General features: G+C 65.3%; 24 protein-coding genes and 1 other RNA gene. 16 read left to right on the top strand and 9 right to left on the bottom strand.

Annotated elements, in window-relative coordinates:
• Positions 1 to 2 precede the first annotated feature (2 nt).
• Positions 3 to 635: a uracil phosphoribosyltransferase gene (gene upp, locus BMI86_RS15650; RefSeq protein WP_078542222.1), complete on the top strand. Its 633-nt coding sequence runs from the start codon at positions 3 to 5 to the stop codon at positions 633 to 635.
• A 65-nt stretch (positions 636 to 700) separates the two neighbouring features.
• Positions 701 to 1,594 carry an SPOR domain-containing protein gene (locus BMI86_RS15645; RefSeq protein WP_078542221.1) on the top strand — a complete coding sequence of 298 codons (894 nt, stop codon included), beginning with the start codon at positions 701 to 703 and terminating at the stop codon, positions 1,592 to 1,594.
• 49 nt (positions 1,595 to 1,643) lie between these two features.
• On the opposite strand, the gene BMI86_RS15640 is transcribed toward BMI86_RS15645, so the two are convergent.
• Together BMI86_RS15640 and BMI86_RS15635 are read right to left on the bottom strand one after the other, a co-directional pair.
• Positions 1,644 to 2,663, bottom strand: a complete 1,020-nt coding sequence (locus BMI86_RS15640; RefSeq protein ID WP_078542220.1) for a hypothetical protein — start codon at positions 2,661 to 2,663, stop codon at positions 1,644 to 1,646.
• Positions 2,664 to 2,887: 224 nt separating this feature from the next.
• On the bottom strand, positions 2,888 to 3,259 hold the full coding sequence (locus BMI86_RS15635) for a DsrE family protein (protein WP_198453308.1): 372 nt from the start codon (positions 3,257 to 3,259) through the stop codon (positions 2,888 to 2,890).
• A 248-nt stretch (positions 3,260 to 3,507) separates the two neighbouring features.
• On the opposite strand from BMI86_RS15635, the gene rnpB reads away from it, so the two are divergent.
• The 4 genes from rnpB (at position 3,508) to rpmG (ending at position 5,614) form a co-directional block, all read left to right on the top strand.
• Positions 3,508 to 3,921: RNase P RNA component class A (gene rnpB / locus BMI86_RS15630), an RNA gene on the top strand.
• Positions 3,922 to 4,112: 191 nt separating this feature from the next.
• Positions 4,113 to 4,496, top strand: a complete 384-nt coding sequence (locus BMI86_RS15625) for a DUF302 domain-containing protein (RefSeq protein ID WP_078522514.1) — start codon at positions 4,113 to 4,115, stop codon at positions 4,494 to 4,496.
• A gap of 80 nt (positions 4,497 to 4,576) precedes the next feature.
• Positions 4,577 to 5,287 carry a tellurite resistance TerB family protein gene (locus tag BMI86_RS15620; RefSeq protein WP_078542218.1) on the top strand — a complete coding sequence of 237 codons (711 nt, stop codon included), beginning with the start codon at positions 4,577 to 4,579 and terminating at the stop codon, positions 5,285 to 5,287.
• Between the two features lie 159 nt (positions 5,288 to 5,446).
• Positions 5,447 to 5,614, top strand: a complete 168-nt coding sequence (gene rpmG / locus BMI86_RS15615) for a 50S ribosomal protein L33 (protein ID WP_011750518.1) — start codon at positions 5,447 to 5,449, stop codon at positions 5,612 to 5,614.
• A 353-nt stretch (positions 5,615 to 5,967) separates the two neighbouring features.
• Here the strand turns inward: rpmG and BMI86_RS15610 are convergent, their stop codons facing one another.
• Both BMI86_RS15610 and BMI86_RS15605 read right to left on the bottom strand, forming a co-directional pair.
• Positions 5,968 to 6,297, bottom strand: coding sequence for an AzlD domain-containing protein (locus BMI86_RS15610; RefSeq protein ID WP_078542217.1), 330 nt, complete (start codon positions 6,295 to 6,297; stop codon positions 5,968 to 5,970).
• Positions 6,294 to 7,031 (bottom strand): AzlC family ABC transporter permease, encoded by a 738-nt coding sequence (locus BMI86_RS15605; RefSeq protein ID WP_078542392.1) that lies wholly within the window; start codon positions 7,029 to 7,031, stop codon positions 6,294 to 6,296. Before BMI86_RS15605 ends, BMI86_RS15610 begins: the two co-directional genes overlap by 4 nt.
• Before the next feature lie 97 nt (positions 7,032 to 7,128).
• On the opposite strand from BMI86_RS15605, the gene mobA reads away from it, so the two are divergent.
• A complete protein-coding gene (mobA, locus tag BMI86_RS15600; RefSeq protein ID WP_281480120.1) occupies positions 7,129 to 7,731 on the top strand; it encodes a molybdenum cofactor guanylyltransferase MobA in 603 nt (200 codons plus the stop codon).
• Positions 7,728 to 8,315 carry a GNAT family N-acetyltransferase gene (locus BMI86_RS15595; protein ID WP_246831735.1) on the top strand — a complete coding sequence of 196 codons (588 nt, stop codon included), beginning with the start codon at positions 7,728 to 7,730 and terminating at the stop codon, positions 8,313 to 8,315. Before mobA ends, BMI86_RS15595 begins: the two co-directional genes overlap by 4 nt.
• Before the next feature lie 80 nt (positions 8,316 to 8,395).
• Here BMI86_RS15595 and BMI86_RS15590 read toward each other — a convergent pair whose 3' ends face one another.
• Together BMI86_RS15590 and greA are read right to left on the bottom strand one after the other, a co-directional pair.
• Positions 8,396 to 9,442, bottom strand: coding sequence for a hypothetical protein (locus tag BMI86_RS15590; RefSeq protein WP_078542215.1), 1,047 nt, complete (start codon positions 9,440 to 9,442; stop codon positions 8,396 to 8,398).
• Between the two features lie 57 nt (positions 9,443 to 9,499).
• Positions 9,500 to 9,970 (bottom strand): transcription elongation factor GreA, encoded by a 471-nt coding sequence (greA, locus tag BMI86_RS15585; protein ID WP_078522518.1) that lies wholly within the window; start codon positions 9,968 to 9,970, stop codon positions 9,500 to 9,502.
• A 238-nt stretch (positions 9,971 to 10,208) separates the two neighbouring features.
• On the opposite strand from greA, the gene BMI86_RS15580 reads away from it, so the two are divergent.
• From BMI86_RS15580 to BMI86_RS15570, 3 genes are read left to right on the top strand one after another with little or no spacing between them, the layout of a single operon-like run.
• A complete protein-coding gene (locus tag BMI86_RS15580; protein WP_078542214.1) occupies positions 10,209 to 11,855 on the top strand; it encodes an electron transfer flavoprotein-ubiquinone oxidoreductase in 1,647 nt (548 codons plus the stop codon).
• A gap of 54 nt (positions 11,856 to 11,909) precedes the next feature.
• Complete coding sequence (locus BMI86_RS15575; protein ID WP_078542213.1) at positions 11,910 to 12,830, top strand: hypothetical protein; 921 nt, start codon at positions 11,910 to 11,912, stop codon at positions 12,828 to 12,830.
• Between the two features lie 32 nt (positions 12,831 to 12,862).
• The gene (locus BMI86_RS15570; protein ID WP_078542390.1) at positions 12,863 to 13,513 is read left to right on the top strand and encodes an acetyltransferase; all 651 of its coding nucleotides are present in this window, start codon (positions 12,863 to 12,865) and stop codon (positions 13,511 to 13,513) included.
• A gap of 2 nt (positions 13,514 to 13,515) precedes the next feature.
• Here the strand turns inward: BMI86_RS15570 and BMI86_RS15565 are convergent, their stop codons facing one another.
• Positions 13,516 to 14,565, bottom strand: coding sequence for a DegT/DnrJ/EryC1/StrS family aminotransferase (locus BMI86_RS15565; RefSeq protein WP_078542212.1), 1,050 nt, complete (start codon positions 14,563 to 14,565; stop codon positions 13,516 to 13,518).
• 266 nt (positions 14,566 to 14,831) lie between these two features.
• Between BMI86_RS15565 and BMI86_RS15560 the strand changes: the two genes are divergently transcribed.
• Positions 14,832 to 16,706 (top strand): tetratricopeptide repeat protein, encoded by a 1,875-nt coding sequence (locus tag BMI86_RS15560; RefSeq protein WP_078542211.1) that lies wholly within the window; start codon positions 14,832 to 14,834, stop codon positions 16,704 to 16,706.
• Entirely contained in the window at positions 16,693 to 17,574 is an 882-nt protein-coding gene (locus BMI86_RS15555; RefSeq protein ID WP_078542210.1) for a 4-(cytidine 5'-diphospho)-2-C-methyl-D-erythritol kinase, read from the top strand. The genes BMI86_RS15560 and BMI86_RS15555 overlap by 14 nt, the downstream gene beginning before the upstream one ends.
• Positions 17,575 to 17,620: 46 nt before the next feature.
• Here BMI86_RS15555 and BMI86_RS15550 read toward each other — a convergent pair whose 3' ends face one another.
• Positions 17,621 to 18,655: a polyprenyl synthetase family protein gene (locus tag BMI86_RS15550; protein WP_246831734.1), complete on the bottom strand. Its 1,035-nt coding sequence runs from the start codon at positions 18,653 to 18,655 to the stop codon at positions 17,621 to 17,623.
• Positions 18,656 to 18,691: 36 nt separating this feature from the next.
• On the opposite strand from BMI86_RS15550, the gene BMI86_RS15545 reads away from it, so the two are divergent.
• The 3 genes from BMI86_RS15545 (at position 18,692) to BMI86_RS15535 (ending at position 19,963) form a co-directional block, all read left to right on the top strand.
• Positions 18,692 to 18,904 (top strand): DUF2007 domain-containing protein, encoded by a 213-nt coding sequence (locus BMI86_RS15545; protein ID WP_078542209.1) that lies wholly within the window; start codon positions 18,692 to 18,694, stop codon positions 18,902 to 18,904.
• A 5-nt stretch (positions 18,905 to 18,909) separates the two neighbouring features.
• Positions 18,910 to 19,677, top strand: a complete 768-nt coding sequence (locus BMI86_RS15540) for a methyltransferase (RefSeq protein WP_078542208.1) — start codon at positions 18,910 to 18,912, stop codon at positions 19,675 to 19,677.
• 118 nt (positions 19,678 to 19,795) lie between these two features.
• Positions 19,796 to 19,963 (top strand): YdcH family protein, encoded by a 168-nt coding sequence (locus tag BMI86_RS15535; RefSeq protein WP_078522525.1) that lies wholly within the window; start codon positions 19,796 to 19,798, stop codon positions 19,961 to 19,963.
• A gap of 79 nt (positions 19,964 to 20,042) precedes the next feature.
• On the opposite strand, the gene BMI86_RS15530 is transcribed toward BMI86_RS15535, so the two are convergent.
• Positions 20,043 to 20,963 carry a DMT family transporter gene (locus BMI86_RS15530; RefSeq protein WP_078542207.1) on the bottom strand — a complete coding sequence of 307 codons (921 nt, stop codon included), beginning with the start codon at positions 20,961 to 20,963 and terminating at the stop codon, positions 20,043 to 20,045.
• Between the last annotated feature and the right edge of the window lie 41 nt (positions 20,964 to 21,004).

Genomic DNA, 21,004 nt, shown 5'->3' with positions numbered 1-21,004 from the left:
CAATGAGTGACCATCTGACCGTCGTCAAACATCCGCTGGTGCAGCACAAACTGACCCTGATGCGCGAGAAGGACACGTCGACCGCGTCCTTCCGTCGTCTGCTGCGCGAGATCAGCCTGCTGCTGGCCTATGAGATCACCGCGGAGCTGGAACTGACCTCGAAGAATATCGAGACGCCGCTTCAGGAGATGGACGCGCCGATCCTCGCAGGCAAGAAACTCGCGCTGGTCTCGATCCTGCGGGCGGGCAACGGTCTGCTGGACGGTGTGCTCGAGCTGATCCCGGCGGCGCGTGTGGGCTTTGTCGGCCTCTACCGCGACCCCGAGACGCTGAAGCCGGTCGAATACTATTGCAAGCTGCCGAGCGAGCTCGAAGATCGTCTGACCATCGTGGTCGATCCGATGCTGGCCACCGGCAACTCCTCGGTCGCGGCGATCGACCTGATCAAGGAAAAGGGCGCGAAGAATATCCGCTTCATGTGCCTGCTGGCCGCCCCGGAAGGTGTCGCGCGCATGAAAGAGGCGCATCCGGACGTGCCGATCGTGACCGCAGCGCTTGATGAGAGGCTCGACGATCACGCCTATATCGTGCCGGGTCTGGGCGATGCGGGCGACCGGATGTTCGGCACGAAGTAAGGCCAACACCCTTTACTCAAAGGCAAACCCGTCTATCCTCCCCTTGGAAACATCAGGGGGTGGATATGCGACTGAAAGCAGGGGCGGCGGCTGGTCTGGGCGCGATTCTCACGCTGGGGCTGGGAGGCTTCGCATCGGAGTCGCGGGCGCAGCAATATGCGCCTGCCGAAATGCCCCCGGCGAGCTATACCGATCCGCAATATGTCGACAGTCAGGGCTGCGTGTTCGTGCGCGCGGATTATGGCGGGGCCGTGCGCTGGGTGCCGCAGATGAATAGCGACCGCGGCATCGTCTGCGGCCATACGGCCAGCCTGGCGCCCACCGTGCCGGTTGCGTCGGTAACCGTGGCTGCGAACCCTGCGGCCCGCGCCACTGCCGCGATGCGCTCGCCCTATTCGCCGACCCCGACCTCTCCACCTGTGCCGCGCGATCCGTCGCGCTTGTCTCACAGCGTGAGCGTCGGTGGGCTTGCCCCGGTTGTGACCCGCGCGCCCAAGCCGGAGAACGGCTGGACGACTGCGTTCGACGATGGGCGGCTTAACCCCTATCGCGGCCCGCGCACCGTCCACGGCAACGCACAGATGCGCGCGCGCTGGACCGAAGAGACGCCGATGCAGCTTCGCCCCACCGCGACGCCGGATCAGGTCTATGTCGAGGGCTCTCATCCGCCGGTGCCGAAGCCCCGGGTCGTGGTGGTGCCGACCGTCACCGTGTCGAGCAAATCGGTCGCCCCGGTCGGTTCGAACGGCAAGCAATATGTGCAGGTCGGCAGCTTCGGAAATGTCGCGAATGTCGCCGCCGCGACGAAGCGTCTGCAGGCGCTGGGCCTTCCGGTCGCGACCTCCAAGACGCAGAAGCTGACGGTGGTCTATGCCGGGCCGTTCTACGATACCGCGAAGCTGAACTCGGCGTTGAGCCGCGCCCGTCGGGCGGGCTTCCCGGATGCGCTCGTGCGCTGACGCGGCGTGAAATTTCGGGAGAGATCAAACGGCCCTTCGGGGCCGTTTTTCATTGCGCCGAGCAGATGTCCTGCAGCGCCACCCATTGCGCATCTTCCAGAACCGGCTTCGGCGCAGGCTGGCCCTTGAACGGGTCGGCCTCGATCAGGCCCAGCACCGACTCTCCGGTCGGGTCGAGCGCGTAGGCATAGGGCGTCGCGCTGACCCCGGCGTCGCGGAAGGCGCGCAGCAGCGTGTCGCCATCGGCCCGCGCCGGGGGATGCTGCAGCAGGTCCTGCGCATATTCCGCCAGCCCGCTCTCGGGAAGGTCGCCCGTCGTCAGCAGCCGCAGCGCTGCCGCCGGACCCAGACGGTCGAGCATCCGATGCAGCGGGCGCCCTCCGGCGGCGCTGTTCTGCGCGGCGATGATGTAGCCCGCGACGACCTCGGGCGTATCCGGCCCGTCGATCGTGTCGCGTCCGACCACGGTCATCCCGCCCGGCAGCAGCCGCGCCCCTTCGAGCGCCTGCGGCAGGACCGCGATCACCGATTGTCCGGGCAGCCGTTCCGCCAGCGCGGAGAGGGCACGATCGCCGCCGGGGCTGTGACAGGCCGAGCCGGTCATCTTCACCATCTCGGAGAGCAGCTTGCGGCCGATCTCGACGCGTTTGGCCTGCGGTGCGACGCGCGCGGCATGGTCGACCAGCGCCGAGGGCAACCAGAACAGCGCCACGGCGCCAACCGCCAGCAGCACCGCCCCGATGAGCACGCCGCGCAGCCGCCCCGGATGCGGGCGCTTTGCCGCGATGATCGCATGGACCTTCTCGATCGCGGCGATCATCGTCTCGTCTTCGATCTCGAGCTCTTCGCCCGGCTCCTCGGAGGGGGCGAAGATCGCGGGGCGTTTGCCGGGATTGCGGCGATGCATGGCAGGCAGCGACCAATGCGCGAGCGCCGTGCCGGAGCGCGCCTCCGACAGCACAAGCGTCGCGTCGCCCAGCGAGAGGATCACCTCGCGGCGCTGCGCGTCCGCATCGGGACGCCATATACCGATCGCCTCGAGGCGTTCATATTCGGAGAGGGCGGTCATGCGGGCCCGTTTCTGCTCTTGTTTGTCAAGAGGATAGCCGATCCTGCCGGGGGGTCAATCAAACAGCCCTGCCTGTAACGTAAACCGCCCCGCGCGGAAAGCCGAGCGGGGCGAGATGGGTCGCAATTCAGATTGGAGCGCGCGGAAAGCGAAGGGCCGCCCGCGCGGTCGTCCGTTCAGATTGGAGCGCGCGGAAAGCGAAGGGCCGCCCGCGCGGTCGTCCGTCAGGGCCGCAGATAGGCGTAGCCATCGCGTTGCAGGTCGACGAGATAGGCCGCGCCGGAGGGAACGATTTCCGCCTCTTCGACCATAGGAGGCTCCTTCCCGAGCTTCTTGGTCATCGCCGCGAGCGTGTTGGCGCAGGCGCGGAAATGGATCGGCTGACCCAGCATCGCCATTTCCTCGACGCGGGCTTTCACCGGCGAGGTGTCGGCGCGCAGCATGTTGAGCCCCGGCCCGTAGGTGACCATTTCGATCTGGACCTCTTCGCCTTTGTCTTTGTAATATTTGATCATGTTGAGCGCGTTGTTCAGCGCCATGTTCATCACTTGCGGATCGGCGCTGTTGACCTGAATGGCGATTTTCTCATTCGCCATAGCGGGCAATGCCCAAACCATCGCCGCGAGCGCAAGCCCGAGGCGGAGTCCTCCCTTTACCATCGTGATCTCCCTTTCACTTCATGGAAGGTCAGCGTCAACGTGCCGCACCTGAAAAGCAAGTGGTTGCACGGACTGCTCCCGAAATTTCACGGCCTCGTGATGCGGGGCCGGCGCTTCTTGGTGACGGAACAAGCCTGCGCGGGGCGATTGACCGCGCGGGGGCGAGTGTCTATCTGCTGCCTTGCGCGGATGGCTGGATGGCCGCGAGTTCCCGTAGCCCCGTGTATGCGGGTAGCCGGGGGCCCGAGGAAAGTCCGGACTCCATGAAGCAACGGTGCCGGGTAACGCCCGGGCGGGGAAACCCGACGGAAAGCGCCACAGAAAACAGACCGCCTCGGTTTCGGCCGGGGTCAGGGTGAAACGGTGGGGTAAGAGCCCACCGCGGGACTGGTAACAGGACCGGCACGGCAAGCCCCACCGGGAGCAACGCCGAATAGGGATCGCGCGCTGCGCCGCCTGCGGTGACGGCAGGGGAGCTTCGCCCCGAGCGATCCGGGTTGGCAGCTAGACCCTGTGAGCAATCGCAGGGCGAGAGGAATGGTCATCCATGGGGGTGCAAGCCCCCGGGACAAAATCCGGCTTACAGGCCATCCGCGCAAATTCTTCTTCAGCTTCAAGATCGAGGGCAAGGAACAAGCTCCCGCCCGCACGGGTTCCCGCCACTGCGGCACAGTGAGCGCGCATTGAAGCACAGGCCTCTCCATGATCGTGACTTGCGTTTCGCATCGAATTGGCCACGCTCGACGCAAAGGCGCGAACAGCCGAGACCAACTAGGGGAGAGAGATTGCCATGGGCTATACGATCGACAAGGTGATGACCGGGGCATTCGACGAGGTCGAGGCGAAAGTGCGCGAGGCGCTGGCCGAGGCGGGCTTCGGCGTGCTGACCGAGATCAACGTATCCGCCACGATGAAGGCCAAGCTCGACAAGGACATGCCGCGCTACAAGATCCTCGGCGCCTGCAATCCGAAGCTTGCCTATGAGGCGATCGGCGTCGCGCCGCGGATCGGGGCGATGCTGCCCTGCAACGTGGTGCTGCGCGAGGTGGAGGATGGGATCGAGGTCAGCGCCGTCGATCCCGTGGCCTCGATGCTCGCGGTCGAGAATGACGATCTCACCGAAGTCGCGAGCCAGGTGCGCCAGATGCTCGCCGACGTGGTTGCCAAGCTGTAAATCGCGTGAGTTTTTCCTAGCCAAGCGCGCCCCTGCGCGCGAAGCTGTCTCAACAGGAATCCGCATTTCGGGGGAATGATATGAGCTTCGTGAAGACATTGGCTACGCTCGCGGTGGGTTTCGCCGCCGCCAAGGGCGTGGAGCGTTTCAACAAGATGGGCGGTCTCGACGGCATGAAGGACGCGCTCGGCAAGGCGGGCGAGCCCGGCGGTATGGGCGACCAGATGGGCGAATGGGCCGAGAAGATGGGCATGCCCGGCGGCAAGGAGACCGTGCGCGGTCTCTTCGGCCAGTTCGGCTCTCAGGCGGCCTCCGCGACGGCGGCGACCGAGGCAGGGCTTGGCGCGCTGATCGGGGCCATGACAGGCGCTGCGAAAACGGGCGCGGGCAATATCTCGGAGATGCTCGGCGCCGTGACCTCCGGCACGCCGGTCAACGCGATGATGGAAGATCAGGCCAAGCTGATGATCCGCGCGATGATCCAGGCCTCGAAGGCCGATGGCGAGATCGACGAGACCGAGCGCCAGACCATCCTCGATCACCTGTCCGACGCTTCCGACGAAGAGATCGCCTTCGTGAAATCCGAACTCGACGGCCCGATCGACATCACCGCTCTGGCCAATGCCACCTCGGACCACATGAAGTCGCAGGTCTATTCGTCTGCGCTTCTGCCGATCACCGTCGATACCGAGGCAGAGAAGCAATATCTGGCGAATCTCGCTGCGGCGCTGGGCCTCGAGACGGAGAAAGTCGCCCAGATTCACGAGACGATGGGCAAGCCGCTGATCTGAGCGGAAAAGGGCGTCACCGCTTTATGAGCCGTGGGCGAAGAATTTTCAGCCTGCGGCCCGGTTTGCCGGTTGACTCCGCATCGCGCATCGCTAAAAGGCGGGCTTCAAGGATTCCGCGGGTGCGTAGTTTTTTCGATGCCCGGAGCTAGGAGATAAACAATGGCGAAGCCGACGACGATCAAGATCCGTCTGAACTCGACGGCGGGCACCGGGCACTTCTATGTGACCAAGAAGAACGCCCGCACCATGACCGAAAAGATGACCGTGAACAAATACGATCCGGTCGTGCGCAAGCACGTCGAATACAAGGAAGGCAAGATCAAGTAAGATCGCCTGACCTTGACGGTTAGAAGGCCGTGCCTCCGGGCACGGCCTTTTTCTTTTTGAATTGGGAACTCGCTGCCCGGATCAGCCGCGAAGCGGCCCGGGCCGCGCCCGGACCTCCCCCGGGGAGGGCGCATTGGCGGTGTCGTCGCGGGTATCGCTGTCCTACGGGCTTGCGAGATAAAGCACCCAGCCACCGAGCGCTGCAAAGCGCCCACCCGAGGTCGGGCGCGGCGCTCGGGAGGCTTAAGACGGAGTTAGCGGGTTTCCCCGGCGCATTGCTTGCGCAATCCGCGTTCGCCGCTTCGGTGGCTTCGCTGGAGCCCCCGATCTGCGCCTTCAGCGCAGACCGCGTCTCACACCAGCCACAGCGACAGGTAAAGCGCGGCGAGGCCGCTGAGAATCGCCCACAGCGTGTTGCGCGTCGCAATCCCGACCCCAAGCGTTGCGAAGGCTGCGATCATCCGTGCAGGGTCGGTCTCACCGCCCGTGGCCGCAGGCCACAGCACCAGCGGCGCCACCAGCCCCGGCAGAACCGCGACCGGCGTATAGCGCAGGTAGCGCAGCGCCCATTCCGGCAGTTGCCTGTCGCCGAGGAAGCCCATGAAAGAGAAGCGAAGGAAGAACGTGCCGATCCCCAGCGCGATGATGATTCCCCAGATCAGGGCGTCTGAATACCCGTTCATTCCTCCACCGCCTTTCTACGCGCGACCCAAAGCTCGACCTGCGCGCCGGTCACCATCGCGGCGACCGCGGCGATCATCAGCCCCACGCCCGAAGGCAGGAAGCTCAGCGCCAGCGCGCCGACGACCGAGACCGCCGCCGCCGCGACATGAGCAAGCGTGCGCAGCGCCGGCCCGATCATCGCGAGGAAGGTGATCGGCACCGCGAAATCGAGCGCGAATTCCGGCGGGATCTTCGCGCCCACCAGCGCGCCGAGCAGCGTCGCCACATACCAGTTCGGGCAGATCGGGCTGCAGACGCCTGCGTAATAGGCCAGCTTCTCGGCGCGGCTCATCTCCGGCTCGGCCTCGTATTCATTGGCCGCCATCGCATAGGACTGATCGACCATGAAATAGGCCACCAGCGCCTTCTGCCATGTCTTCGCCTTGCCGAAATGCGGCGTCAGCGCCGCCGAATACATGGCCATGCGCAGGTTGACCGCAAGCGAGGCCGCGAGGATCAGCAGGACCGGCGCGTGATCGCCCATCAGCTGCAGCGCGGTGAATTGCGCAGCGCCCGCGATGACCATCACCGAGAAGCCCATGACCTGCGCCAGATCGAGCCCCGCACTGGTCGCCGCCACCCCGAACAACAGCCCGAAGGGCATGATTACCAGAAGGAACGGCAGACCATGCCGAAATCCGCGCCAATAGGCGGCTCGGATCGTGCCTTTCGGGGTCGTCCCGTTCGCGGTCATGTCCGACATGATGCTTGTCTCCCGTTCTCAGTTGCGGGACAGATAGGGAAGGATGCGGGCAAAGGCAAAGCGCGCGATTGTATTGGAGGCAATCATCTTGACCGCTGGCGAAGATGTCGGGCCGCGTGTGGTCGCGGTGATCCTTGCGGGCGGGGAGGGGCGACGCATGGGCGGCGTCGACAAGGCGATGATGATGCTCGCCGGACGTCCGCTGTTTGCCCATGTCGCAGCCCGGATCGGCCCGCAGGTGGCCAGGCTCGCGATCTCCGCCAATGGCGCGGCGCTGCGATTCGCTCCGATCCCTGTGCTGCCCGATCCGCCCGAGCGGCAAGGCGAGGGGCCTCTGGCGGGGCTCCTGAGCGCGCTCGACTGGGCGGCGGAGCAGGGTGCGCAGAGGCTGCTCTGCGTGCCCGTCGATACGCCCTTCCTGCCCCACGATCTGGTCGCGCGGCTCAACGCCCCCGGCGCTGCGGCCTATGCTGCTTCGGGTGGCCGCGACCATCCGAGCGTGGCGCTGTGCCCGGTCGACGACCGCGCGCGCATCGCAGAGCTGTTCGCCTCGGGCGAGCGGCGCTTGCGCGCGGCCTTCCCGGACGCGGCGCGGGTGGAATTCGAGGGTAGCCCCGACCCGTTCACCAATCTCAACACGCCCGAGGATCTCGCAGCGGCGGCCGCGCATCTGGCGGAGGCGACACGGTGACTCAGGTGTCGATCCGGCACGGGCTCGCACGCGAGCATCGCATGGCGGCGGCGGGGCTCTACTGGCAGGCTTTCGGTGGCAAGCTCGGGCGGGTGATGGGCCCCGAGCCGCGCGCTCTGGGCTTCATCGCCGACGTGATCGACCCCAGCCACGCGCTCTCTGCGCTCGACGGCAACGGCGCGCTGGTCGGGGTTGTCGGGTTTCGCACCCATCGCGGCTCTTTCGTCGGTGGAAGCTGGTCCGATCTGCGCAGCCATTACGGGCGCAGCGGCGGGTTCTGGCGCGGCGCCTGCCTGCATCTTCTGGCGCATGACCTGCCCGCGGGCGGGATGATGGTCGACGGGATCGCGGTGCGGCCCGAGCTACGCGGGGCGGGCATCGGGCGCGCGCTGATCGAGGCGCTGTCCCATGAGGCGCGCAGGCGCGGCTATGCGGCGCTCTGCCTAGACGTGATCGACGAGAACCTGCGCGCCCGCGCCCTGTATCAGCGGCTGGGCTTCGAGGTCACGGGGCGGCGCACGTCACGGCTGACGCGGCTGGTCTTCGATTTCCGGTCGGTGCAACTGATGCGCCGCGCGCTGTGAAGGCTCTGCCTCTGCCGCGCGCTTTCGTATTGGCCAAAATATCCCGGGGGTGAGGGCGAAGCCCGAGGGGGCTGGCCCCCTTAGTCGAAACTGCCGGTGACGCGCCCCAGCAGCATGAAGGCGCGCGCGGTGCGGGTCTCGGCCATCTCGGCAATGTCCTGATCCGACGCGTTCTTCTCGAATTCGGCGAAGGTGCGGTCGAACTGGCGCAGGAAATGGTGCGCCACGTCGCGGAAGATCGTGTCGCCGCGCATCCGGCCCGCGCTGAGCGCCAGAGACGAGCGGTCGCGGATGCCGCCCAGGCTGGTGATCTCGCGCCCGCGCTCGCCTTGGGCGAAGCGACGCCACAGCTCGGGCCGGGCGCGGTCGGGCTTGAGGTCGTCCATGTAGATGCCGTCCTGCGCGAGCAGGTTCAGCACATCCTGCGCCGAGCGCAGCAGCTTCGCCGTCGAACGGTCTTCAAGGGCACGGCGCAGCGCACGGAAGCCTTCGGTATCGTCGGGCGAATCCGGGAAGTTCAGCGCGCGGACGAAATCGGCGACCGAGAGCGGCGCGCGCAACTCCTCGGCAGGGGTGCCGAGCGCCAGCATCGGTTCGCTGTCATCGGGCCGCGGCGGGGGCGGCGCGACCAGCGCCGCCTTGCGATCGGCCGAGGGCTGGCTCGCCTGCACGTCGCGGCGCGAGGCGAAGGTCGCGATGGTGGTCTCCGCCTGCCGGGCGACGGCGGCGATCTCGTCGAGCTTCTTCTCGACATTCTGATCGGTGCGCAGCGCCTGCTGATTGAGCCAGGCGGTGCGCATCGCCTCGATGGATTGCTTGAGGGCGGCGGTCTCGGCGCGCATCTCGCGGGTTGCGCGGGCCGTTACGGCCGCGACCCAGATCATCACGATCGGCACGGCCATCCCGACCACGAGGCTGACGGTAGCGAACAACGATGCGGCACGCGCGATCCCCGGGGCGAAGAACCAGAAGGCCACGACCATGAGGACCCACAGGAGGCTCAGCCCCAGCGCGATCCATTCCGGCGCGCCGGGATATCGCGTTTTGAGGCGTGGACGACCGGCAGGCGGTTGTGGTCCGCCGGGAATGGCGAACCGGTCCTTGTCCTGCTCTGCGGGTCCTTCCATTCAGGCTCTCCGTCAGTGGCGCGCGGTCTAATGCTCACCGCGCAGGGGACGACCGCGTCAGGCGAAAACGATCTTGAGGATTTCGTAAGCCTTGTCGCCACCCGGCGTGCGAACCTCGACCGAGTCGCCCTCGTCCTTGCCGATCAGCGCACGCGCCAACGGCGATTTCATGTTGAGCTTGCCCTTCTCCAGATCGGCCTCGGGCTCGCCGACGATCTGGTAGGTCTTCTCTTCGTCGGTGTCCTCGTCGACGATGGTGACGGTCGCGCCGAATTTGACGGCGCCCGACATCTTCGACGGGTCGATCACCTCGGCCCGGCCCAGAAGTCCTTCGAGCTCCTTGATCCGGCCTTCGATAAAGCCCTGCTTCTCGCGTGCCGAATGGTATTCGGCATTCTCCGAGAGGTCGCCCAATTCCCGCGCTTCCGCGATCGCAGCAATGATCGCGGGCCGCTCTTCGGACTTGAGCTTTTTCAATTCTGTATTGAGCGCGTCGAAACCCGCGCGCGTCATCGGTTGTTTGTCCATGGAAGGCTCCCGAATTCGGAACTGTCCCCAATTCAGGGCATCTAAATCTGCTCTGCCCCCCGGAAGTCAAGTGGACAGCGCGATTTTCGCGGCGATTTGCCGATCTTGCCGCTCTGGGGGAGCGGCTGCAATTTGGCGCAAGATTGTTGCGCGGCATCGCAGCGTAACAATTGCCTCGTTACGCGAGGTAGGCTAGGCAGGACGCCAGCTAGGACGACCAGCAAGGGGTTCGACAGACATGACCGAAGTGACGCGCGAGTCGATGGAATATGATGTGGTGATCGTGGGCGCGGGGCCTGCGGGGCTTTCGGCGGCGATCCGCCTGAAGCAGATCGACCCGGAGCTCGAGGTCGTCGTGCTCGAGAAGGGCTCGGAAGTGGGCGCGCATATCCTGTCGGGAGCGGTGCTCGACACCAGCGGTCTGGATCAGCTGATCCCCGACTGGAAGGACAAGGGCGCGCCGATCACCGTGCCGGTCAAGAAAGACAATTTCTACATGCTGGGCGAGGCCGGGGCGATGCGCATCCCGAACTGGCCGATGCCGCCCTTGATGTCGAACCACGGCAAATACATCGTCTCGATGGGCAATGTCTGCCGCTGGATGGCCGAGCAGGCCGAAGGTCTGGGCGTCGAGATCTTCCCCGGTATGGCCGCCTCGGAAATCGTCTGGGACGGTGACCGCGTCGCCGGTGTCGTCGCGGGCGAATTCGGCAAGAACCCCGATGGCACCGAGGGTCCGGGCTACGAGCCGGGCATGGAACTGCGCGGCAAATACGTGATGATCGCCGAAGGCGTGCGCGGCTCGCTCGCCAAGGTGATGATGGAGAAGCACAACCTCTCCGACGGTCACTGCCCGCAGAAATTCGGCCTCGGTATGAAGGAAATCTGGGAGATCGACCCGGAGAAGCACCGCGAAGGCACCGTGACCCACACGATGGGCTGGCCGCTAAACGGCAATGCGGGTGGCGGATCGTTCATCTACCACCTCGAGAACAATCAGGTCTATGTCGGCTTCGTGGTGCACCTGAACTACGAGAACCCGCACCTCTATCCCTACATGGAATTCCAGCGCTTCAAGCATCACCCGATGGTCGCGGAGCTGCTCGAAGGCGGCAAGCGCGTGGCTTACGGCGCGCGGGCGATCTCGGAAGGCGGCTGGCAGTCTATCCCGAAGCTGACGGTGCCGGGCGCGGTGCTGCTGGGTTGTTCGGCGGGGCTCGTGAACGTGCCGCGCATCAAGGGCAACCATAACGCGATGCTGTCGGGCATCGTGGCGGCGGAAGCTGCGGCAGAGGCGATCAAAGGTGGCCGTTCGGGCGATGAACTGACCGAATACGAGGCCGATCTGCGCTCGGGTCCGATCGCGAATGACCTCAAGAAGGTCCGCAACGTGAAGCCGATGTGGTCGAAATGGGGGATGGTCCCCTCGCTCGTCCTCGGCGGGCTCGACATGTGGACCAACGACCTCTTCGGCTTCTCGCTGTTCGGCACGCTCAAGCATGGCAAATCGGATGCGAAAGCGACCGGCGAGGCGAAGAACTTCAAGCCGATCGACTACCCCAAACCCGATGGCAAGCTGAGCTTCGACCGCCTGACCAATGTCAGCTTCTCGAACACCAACCATGAAGAGAGCCAGCCCTGCCACCTGAAGCTGAAGGATCCGTCGATCCCGATCTCGGTGAACCTGCCGAAATATGACGAACCCGCGCAGCGCTATTGCCCGGCGGGCGTCTACGAGGTGGTCGGCGAGGGCGACGACGCGAAGTTCCAGATCAACTTCCAGAACTGCGTCCACTGCAAGACCTGCGACATCAAGGACCCGAGCCAGAACATCAACTGGACCACCCCGCAGGGCGGCGACGGGCCGAACTACCCGAACATGTGATCGCGAAAGGGGCCTGCGGGCCCCTTTTTGCACCGGACTCTGGGAAGGCCGAATATGCCGACACAAGCCCCGACTGGCTCGTTTCCGACCCGGCCGATCGTCGTGGTCTGTCGCCCCTTCGACGAAAACAGCGGGGGGCAGATCGTGCTCCACGCGTTGATCGACCGCATGCGGAGCCTTGGCGTCGACGCCTATGCGAGACAGCCCTGCAAGACCTACCGGTCCCTGCGCCCCGCGTGGCTTGGCGCGTTGAAGCGCTGGAACTATCGCCGGAAGCTGCCGGACTTTGCTGCGCATGAGAGCATGGATGTGCCGGTGGCCTCCGATGCGGTCCTTGACGATGCGATCATTGTCTATCCGGAGACGGTCAGGGGCAACCCGCTGGAAGCCGAGCGCGTGGTCCGCTGGTTGCTGAACCGCCCCGGCCTTTTGGGCGGCAATGAGGCCCTCGATCCGAGCGAGGAAGTCTTCTTCTATCAGGAAGCCTTCACCGAAGGTGTGGCCTCCGTTTCCCCCGATCGTCTGCTGCGGGTGCGGTGGCTGCGCGAGGACATCTATCGGGATGAAAACCGCCCGCGCACCGGCAGTTGCCGGATGATCCGGAAGGGAACGGATACGATTTCGCAAATCCCGGAAAGCGACCGCGCTATTCCGCTCGACGGTCTCAGTCACCAAGAAATCGCCGAGGTCTTCAATAAGACCGAAGTTTTCTACTGCCACGACCTCTACACGATGTACGCCTATTACGCGGCGCTGTCGGGCTGTGTGCCGGTGGTCGTCCCACGTCCGGGCTTGAGTGCGGAGGATTGGCGGGACGGCTTCGAGTTGAAGCACGGGGTCGCTTATGGTGAGGAGGAAATCGACTGGGCGCGCGAGACGCGCGATCAGTTGATTGCCGACATGGCAGCGGCCAAAGAGCAGGAAACCGAGAATGTCTTGCGCTTTCTCGCTATTCTGAAAGAGCGTTTCGGCTGATCGCACCCGGCTTCGAGGAGGAATTTATGCCCATGCGAAACATCGTGATCTATGGCTGCGGCGGGTTCGGGCGCGAAGTCCTTCAGGTGATCCACGCGATCAATGCGGAGGGGCCGACCTGGAACGTGCTCGGCTTTGCCGTTGATCCCGGCATTGTGCATCCGGAGACGGTCCACGGGCTGCCGGTCACCTCCGATCTGTCCACCTTCGGAGACGACCCGCTGCCGGATGTCGTCATTGCGATTGGGGCTCCGGCTGCACGCAAGCGGATTGCGCTCCGGTTGGGTGAACTTGGCTATATTTTTCCTACGCTGGTGCATCCGGGGGCTTCGCTCGGAAGAAAAGTTGTTCTGGGGAAAGGTGCCGTCATCATGGCTGGTGCTTCTCTTACAACAGACATTGAAGTCGCAGATCACGTCCAAATTAACCCCTGCGTGACTGTTGGACACGACACTAGTGTGGGATCCTTCACGACGATCAGTCCCGGTGCAAATCTTTCAGGCAATGTAACTTTGGCCGAGGAAGTCGAGATCGGAACCGGGGCGAGCATTATTCAGCGTATTTCAGTCGGCCGGGCTTCGGTGATCGGCGCGGGGGCAGCGGTCGTACGGGCGATTCCCGAAAACAGTGTCGCGGTGGGCGTTCCGGCGAAGGTCATTCGGACCAAAAGCGATCCCGCCTGAGTTCAGAGCAGACGCTCTATCGCCTCCCGCAAATCCCGGTCGCTCAGCAGGGCGACATCGGGATGCGTCGGGATGTTGACGAGATTGCGATACAGCTCCGTCGTCTTCGGCAGGTCAGCCAGCGGTTTGTAATATTTTCCGAAGGTCAGCTGTTTGCTGTCCAAGATCGTTTCCAAAGGGATTTCCATCTCTGCAAGATAACCCCAGCTCATGGCGGGCGCGCCGATGTTGAATGGCGTCAAAGGGCGCAGGCCAAGCTCGCGCGCAATGTCATGCACGCGCTCGGCCTGCTCGAAATACTCTTTCTCCCAAGTGTCGACCCGCTCGAGGCGGTCGATCAGAAAGGCGCACGAAATGTCGGAAATCTTGCCGTTGTTCACCCAGCAAGACGGCTCTGCCGGAACCGCGCCGTAATTGATCAGGCTGTAGAACTCTTCGGATAGTTCCGCGGGCGTGATCGCAAGACCACCTTCGCCCATGCCATAAGGCTTGGTGTGGTGCAGGCTGAGCGCCTGCCACGGCCAATCGGGCAAATCGCGGCTGATCCCCGCCGCGTTATCCAGAAGCAGGAATTTCCCGGTGGCCTTGGCGTATTCGATAAAGGCGGAGAAGTCCCGATGAAGACCGAACGGGTTCACGACGACGAGCCCGTCGAAACTATCCTGGGGAAGCGCGTTCAACTGATCCAGGTCGAGAAGCCCCTTATCGTCACAATCGACGAAGTGCATATCGGCGAAGTGGCCGCGTCCCAGGTTCTGAAAGCTGAACGCGGAGCCGACCCATCGCAGTGCGCGCCCCTCGCGCAGCGCCAGAAGCTTGGCCATTGCCTCCAATGCGACTCCGGCGTTCACGCAAGGGGTGACGGCGGTTTCCGACCCCAAGCTGAAATGCGCCCCAAACGACTCCGCGAGATTTCGGTACAGGGGGCCGCGGTTCGCCCAGCTATTTTCACGCCTGCACAGGTCGAGCAAAGTAGACACACGAGTCATGTCGGGTGACTTGGCATTGATGAACTTGACTGGGCTATCGGTCACGAGGCGATCGCTTTTCAACGTAGGGGTAATTATTCATGAAATTCGTTAAACCTAAAGTCGCCGGGTCTGCAAATGGTAGATGCGCATAGCCTCCGGACCTTTCGTGGTTTCCTCATGTCCCTCGAAGGTGCGTTTGAGTATTCGCGCGCGTCTGTTTTCCGTCAATTCCCCCATCACAACGCCGTGTCTGCGCAGGCGGCTTCCCGCGTGCGGTGGTTCGGCTCATTGTAATGCCCGCATCGCGCCGTTACGCTCGATTTCAACCCGAATGAGAGGACCGTTTCGTGTCGAGTTTGAAGACCCCGCTGCGCCTTGCGCTCTTCGCCCTCTTGATGGGCTCCACCGCGCCTATGCCGCTGCTGGCACAGGATACGCCCAAGGCGGGCAGCGCCGAAGATGCAGCGCAGGCTGCCGACGAAGCCGCCGCGAAAGGCGATGCTGCCGACACCGCGAATGACCCCAGCCCGGCAGAGGCGGGGGCTTATCTCGCCGCGCGCATCGCGTCGCAGCAATTCGATTTCGCCGAGGCCGCGCATTACTACCGTCAGCTAATGGCCAGCGGCGATACCAGCGGCGCGACCGCGGAAGCAACGCTCGTCTCCGAGATCGCGATTGCCGATTTCGACCGCGCCACGCCGCTTGCGCAGCAGATGGTGGAGGCCGGGACCGGCAGCCAGATCGCGGCGCTCACCGCGTTGGCGGCCGATGCGCATGACAAGAACTGGACCGGGGCGCTCGCGCTTCTCGACAGCGGCGCCGATCCCGGGCCGCTCGTGGGCGGTCTTACCAAGGCCTGGGCGCTGGCGGGCGACGGCAAGATGTCCGATGCCTCCGCCGCCTTCGACGAGGTCGGCAAGCAGCAGGGCCTCGCCGCCTTCGCGGGTTTCCACAAGGCGCTCGCGCTGGCGCTGGTCGGTGATTACGAAGGTGCCGATGCGATCCTGAGCGGCGAGCATGGCGAGAAGATCACCTCGACCCGGCGCGGCGTGCTGGCCCATGTCGAAGTGCTCTCGCAGCTCGAGAAGAACAAAGAGGCCCTGACGCTGATCGAGGATCGCTTCGGCAAGGATCTCGACCCGCAGCTGAAGGACATTCGCACCAAGCTGGAGGCGGGCGACACGCTGCCCTTCGACGTCGTGCGCAACGCGTCCGACGGCGTGGCGGAGGTCTATTACTCGGTCGCGCAGGCGCTGATCGGCGATGCGCCCGACACGTTCACGCTGGTGCATTCGCGACTGGCGAACCTGATCCGGCCCGACATGGATGATGCGACGCTGCTGACCGCGTCGATGCTCGACCAGCAGGGCCAGTACGATCTTGCTATCGAAGCCTATGCCGACATCAAGCCCGACAGCCCGATCTACCACGCCGCCGAGATCGGGCGCGCGGAATCGATGGTGCGCGCGGGTCGCAACGATGCCGCGATTGAAGTGCTCGAGAACCTGTCGCGCAGCCGTCCCAAGCTCGTGGGCGTCTGGACCGCTCTGGGTGACACGCTGCGCCGCGAGAGCCGCTTTGCCGAGGCTGCGAAAGCCTATGACAAGGCGATCGACCTGCTCGGCCAGCCCGAGCCGAAGGACTGGTTCGTCTGGTATTCGCGCGCCATCGCGCAGGAACGCTCGGGCAATTGGGACGAGGCCGAGAAGGGCTTCCGCGAGGCGCTGCGTCTCTCGCCCGATCAGCCCTCGGTGCTGAACTATCTGGGCTATTCCTACGTGGACAAGGGCGAGAATCTCGACGAGGCGCTCGACATGATCCGCAAGGCCGCCGCCGAGCGTCCCGATGCGGGCTTCATCATAGACAGCCTCGGCTGGGCACTGTTCAAGCTTGGCCATTATCAGGAGGCGGCCGAGAAGATGGAGCGCGCCGTGGAGCTCGAGCCGCGCGATCCGCTGCTCAACGACCACCTGGGCGATGTGCTCTGGGCGGTGGGCCGTCAGCGCGAGGCGAAGTTCCAGTGGCGCCGCGCGTTGTCCTTCGCGACCGACGATGCGGAGACCACCGAGGAGCTCGATCCCGATGCGATCCGCCGCAAGATCGAGGTGGGTCTGGACCAGCTGCGCAAGGAGCAGGGTCTGCCGCCGCTCGAGGATAAGGGTCCGAGCAAGGATACTGCTCAGGCTGCCCCCGAAACTCCCGCGAGCGATGCGAATAATTGACGCCTTCGCGCCGGCGAAGATCAACCTGACGCTCCATGTCATCGGCCAGCGGGCCGATGGCTACCACCTGCTCGACAGTCTCGTAGCCTTCGGGCCGATGGGAGATCGACTGGTGCTGCGCGAAAGCGACGCGCTCTCGCTCAGCGTCGCGGGGCCCGAGGCTGCGGGCGTGCCTGCCGACCCGTCGAATCTCGTGCTGGAAGCGGCGTCCCTCCTGTCGCGCCCGGCAGGGCAGGGGGCCGAGATCCATCTCGACAAATATCTGCCGCCCGCTTCGGGGATTGGCGGTGGATCGTCCGACGCGGCGGCTGCGCTGCGCGGGCTGTCTGCGCTTTGGAGCCAACCCCTTCCGGCAGAGACCGCGCAGCTTGGGGCAGACGTGCCGATGTGCCTGACGCCGCAGCCCCAGCGCGTGCGCGGTATCGGCGAGACGCTCGACCCCGTGGCCCTGCCGCCGCTGCCTGCGCTTCTGGTCAATCCGCGCGTCGAGGTGCCCACGCCTGCGATCTTCAAAGGGCTCGATTCGAAGGATAACCCCCCGATGCCGGAGACGCTTCCGAGCTTCACTGGCGCGCCCGATTGCATCGACTGGCTCGCGACCCAGCGCAATGACCTGCAAGCCCCCGCCATCGCCTCCGCCCCGGTGATCGGGGAGGTTCTGGACGGGCTCATGACGCTGCCCGGCTGCCGCCTCGCGCGGATGTCGGGCTCGGGGGCGACCTGTTTCGCGCTGTTCGAGACGCTGAACGGGGCGCAGGCCGCCGAGGCGATGCTGGCCCGACGTCGCCCCGACTGGTGGCACGCGTCCGGCATGCTCGGCGATCAGACGCAAAAGGCGCAGCCCCAAAGCCGCGCCTCTTCCTCTTGACCCAAATATCCCGGGGGGGAGCCCGCAGGGCGGGGGCAGAGCCCCCTCAGCGCAGCCGCGCCACCACGTAATCCGCCAGATCGTCCAGCATCTGCCGCAGCTCGCTCTCGGGCAGCACCTTGAGCCGCGCGCGCCCGCGATCGGCCCATTCGAGGGCCGCCGCGCGGGTCTCGTCGAGCGCGCCGGTCGCGTGCAGCAGCTCCAGCGCATGCTCCAGATCGCCGTCGCGCTGGTCGCCCTTGTCGATGGTGCGGGTCCAGAAGGCGCGGGCGTCCGCGTCAGCTTTCGCCAGCGCCTTGATCAGCGGCAGGGTCAGCTTGCGGTCGCGGAAATCGTCGCCCACATTCTTGCCCATCGTCTCGGCATCGCTGAGATAATCGAGCAGATCGTCGACCACCTGGAACGCGATCCCGAGGCTTTCGCCGTAATCGTGCAGCGCCGCGATCTGATCCTCCGGCGCACCGGCCAGAACTGCGCCCGCCTCGGTCGCCGCCGAGAACAGCGCCGCGGTCTTGCCGCGCACCACCTTGTAATAGGTGTCCTCGGTCGTGTTCAGGTCTTCCGCCGCCGAGAGCTGCAGCACTTCGCCCTCGGTGATGACGGCGGAGGCGTTCGACAGGATCGACAGAACCCGCAGGTTGTCGGTGTCGGTCATCAGCTGGAAGGACCGCGCGAAGAGGTAATCGCCAACGAGCACGCTCGACTTGTTGTCCCAGAGCAGGTTCGCGGTCGGGCGGCCCCGGCGCTGCTTGCTCTCGTCGACCACGTCGTCATGCAGCAGCGTCGCGGTATGGATGAACTCGACCGCTGCGGCGAGGTTGTGATGCAGGCTGCCCTCGTAGCCGCACAGCCGCGCCGCCGCGACGGTCAGCATCGGCCGCAGCCGTTTGCCGCCCGCGCCGACCAGATGCGCGGTCACTTCGGGGATGCGCGGCGCGTTTTCCGAGGCCATGCGCTCGGCGATCAGCGCATCCACCGCCGCCATGTCGCTGGCCAAGGCTTCCGCGAGCCGGTCATGCGGTTTCGCCGTGTTGTCGGGCTTGTCGTCGAGGCTCATGTTCATCCCTTCGATCTGCCTCATCTCGACAGCCCTCGCAAGGGGCCGTAAGTGAGGGATATGAAAGAGCTACTGCGCAGCACGGACCCGGTGAAACTGGCCATGGCGACCGCCCTTCTCGAGGGCGAGGGTATAAGCACGTTTCAACTCGACGTCCATACGAGCGTGCTGGAAGGCTCGCTCGGAATCCTTCCGCGCCGCCTGATGGTGCGCGACAGCGACATGTTCATGGCGCAGGTGGTTCTGCGCGACAATGAGATCAAATCGGATTGATGCCCATGGATCGGTTCGGGCCCGAGGATCTGACAGTCGATGGCTTTCTCGGCGGGCGGTTGCGCATCGCCCAGCCGCGCGCGGGCTACCGCGCGGCGATGGACCCGGTCCTGCTCGCGGCGGCCTGTCCGGCGCAGGCGGGCCAGTCGGTTCTGGAACTCGGCTGCGGGGCCGGGGTGGCGAGCCTGTGCCTTGGCTGGCGGGTGTCGGGGCTTGCACAAAGCGGGGTGGAACTGCAGCCCGCCTATGCCGATCTGGCCCGGCGCAACGCGGCGGAGAACGGGATCGCGCTCGAGGTTATCGAAGGCGATCTGGCGCAGATGCCCGCCGATCTGCGCGCGCGCAGCTTCGATCACGTCATCGCCAACCCGCCCTATTTCGGGCCCGAGGATGGCACGCCGGCCGCCGATCCCGGCCGTGAGCGTGCGCAGCGCGAGGCGACGCCGATCAGCGCATGGCTCGACGCGGGACTGCGGCGGCTCAAGCCCGAGGGGCGGATCACGCTGATCCAGCAGGCCGACCGTCTGGCGGACCTGTTGGCGGGGCTGCATGGGCGGACCGGCGCGATCACCGTTCTACCGATTGCGCCCCGGGTCGGCCGCGCAGCGCGGCGGGTGATCGTCACAGCGCGCAAAGGTGCGCGGACCCCGCTGCAGCTTCTTGCGCCGCTGATCCTGCACTCGGCGCCGATGCACTCACGCGATGCAGAGGATTTGACGGAAATTGCGCGCGAAATCCTGCGCGAAGGTCAAAAATTGCCGATTCCGCGTTAACGCTTTCGCAAGATTTCGCGAAAATGCTGGGGATAACCCGTCGCTATACGACATTTCCGTGACACGACTCAAAACCTGTGCTGCAATCGACGGGCTGACAACTGGAGAGGAGACTGCCATGTCGCTTGGTTCGCATATCACCGAACTTCGCAAAAAACATGAGGCTCTGTCGATGGAGGTCGAGCGCGCTTCGCGCAGACCCGGCATCGACGATCTCGAAATCGCTCAGATGAAAAGGCAAAAACTTAGGCTGAAAGAGGAAATCCACCGCCTCGAAACGGCCTGAGGGCCCTCCCACGAGTTTAATCGGGCCGTCCTTCGGGGCGGCCCGTGTCGTTTGAAGGGGCCTGTTAGCGCGCGGCGACTCAGGCCGAACCCTTCCGCGGTATTTCCTGCCCGGTCATATCCGGCGGCGGGGGCGCGGCGCGCCGACGCCGACCGCCAAGCGCCGCCAGCCCGGCCCCTCCGGCGATCATCGCCGCCGCTATCAGCAGGGTAGGCCGCGCGTCCGCAATTCCGACCGCGACCAGCACCAGCGTCGAGACCAGCGGAGCCGCGTAGGAGGCCGTGCCCAGCAGTTGTATGTCGCCGCGCTTCACCCCGAGGTCCCATGTGTAGAAGGCGAGCCCCACCGGCCCCAGCCCCAAGCCGATCACCGAGGCCCAGCCGATCGCGTCCGCAGGCCAGATCGTCGGCTCCAGCGCAAGATGGGCGACGGCCGACAGGGCCGCGCTCGCGAGGCAATAGACCGCGACCGCCGCCGTCGGCACCGCGCCGAAGCGTCGCGACAGCAGCGAATAGCTCGACCATGTCAGCGCGCAGATCAGCGCCAGCCCATAGCCGGGCAGCGCCGCCGGATCGGCGGAAATCCCGCCCCCGAGGATCAGCGCCGCGCCCCCGAAAGCAAGCACCGCCCCCGCGATATGCCAAAGCGTCAGCCGCTCGCCGGGCAACAACCCGGAAAACAGCACGATCAGCAGGGGCCAGAGATAGGCGATCAGCCCGGCCTCGGCCGGGGGCGCGAGGCGCAGCGCCGAGAAATAAAGGAAATGATAGCCGAACAGCCCCGCGGTCCCGGCGAGATAGACCCTCCACGACACGTGCCGCAGCTGCCCCAGCGCACCGGTTGCAACCAGCCAGATCACGCCCACCGCGCCGCCCAAAGCGAAACAGAGCGCGTTCAGCATCAGGGGCGGCACCGGGGCCGATCCCACGGTGAATAGCGCCAGCAGCGCCCACAGCAATACCGCCGTGAACCCGATCGAAGTGGCCTTGCCGCGTGTCATGCTGTCCCCGCCAAAACAAAGAGGCCCGCAAAATGCGGGCC

Source organism: Thioclava sp. DLFJ5-1 (assembly GCF_002020115.1).
Classification (GTDB): Bacteria; Pseudomonadota; Alphaproteobacteria; order Rhodobacterales; family Rhodobacteraceae; genus Thioclava; species Thioclava sediminum.
The sequence above is the reverse complement of the archived record's forward strand: the minus strand, read 5'-3'. Positions and strand labels throughout refer to the sequence as shown.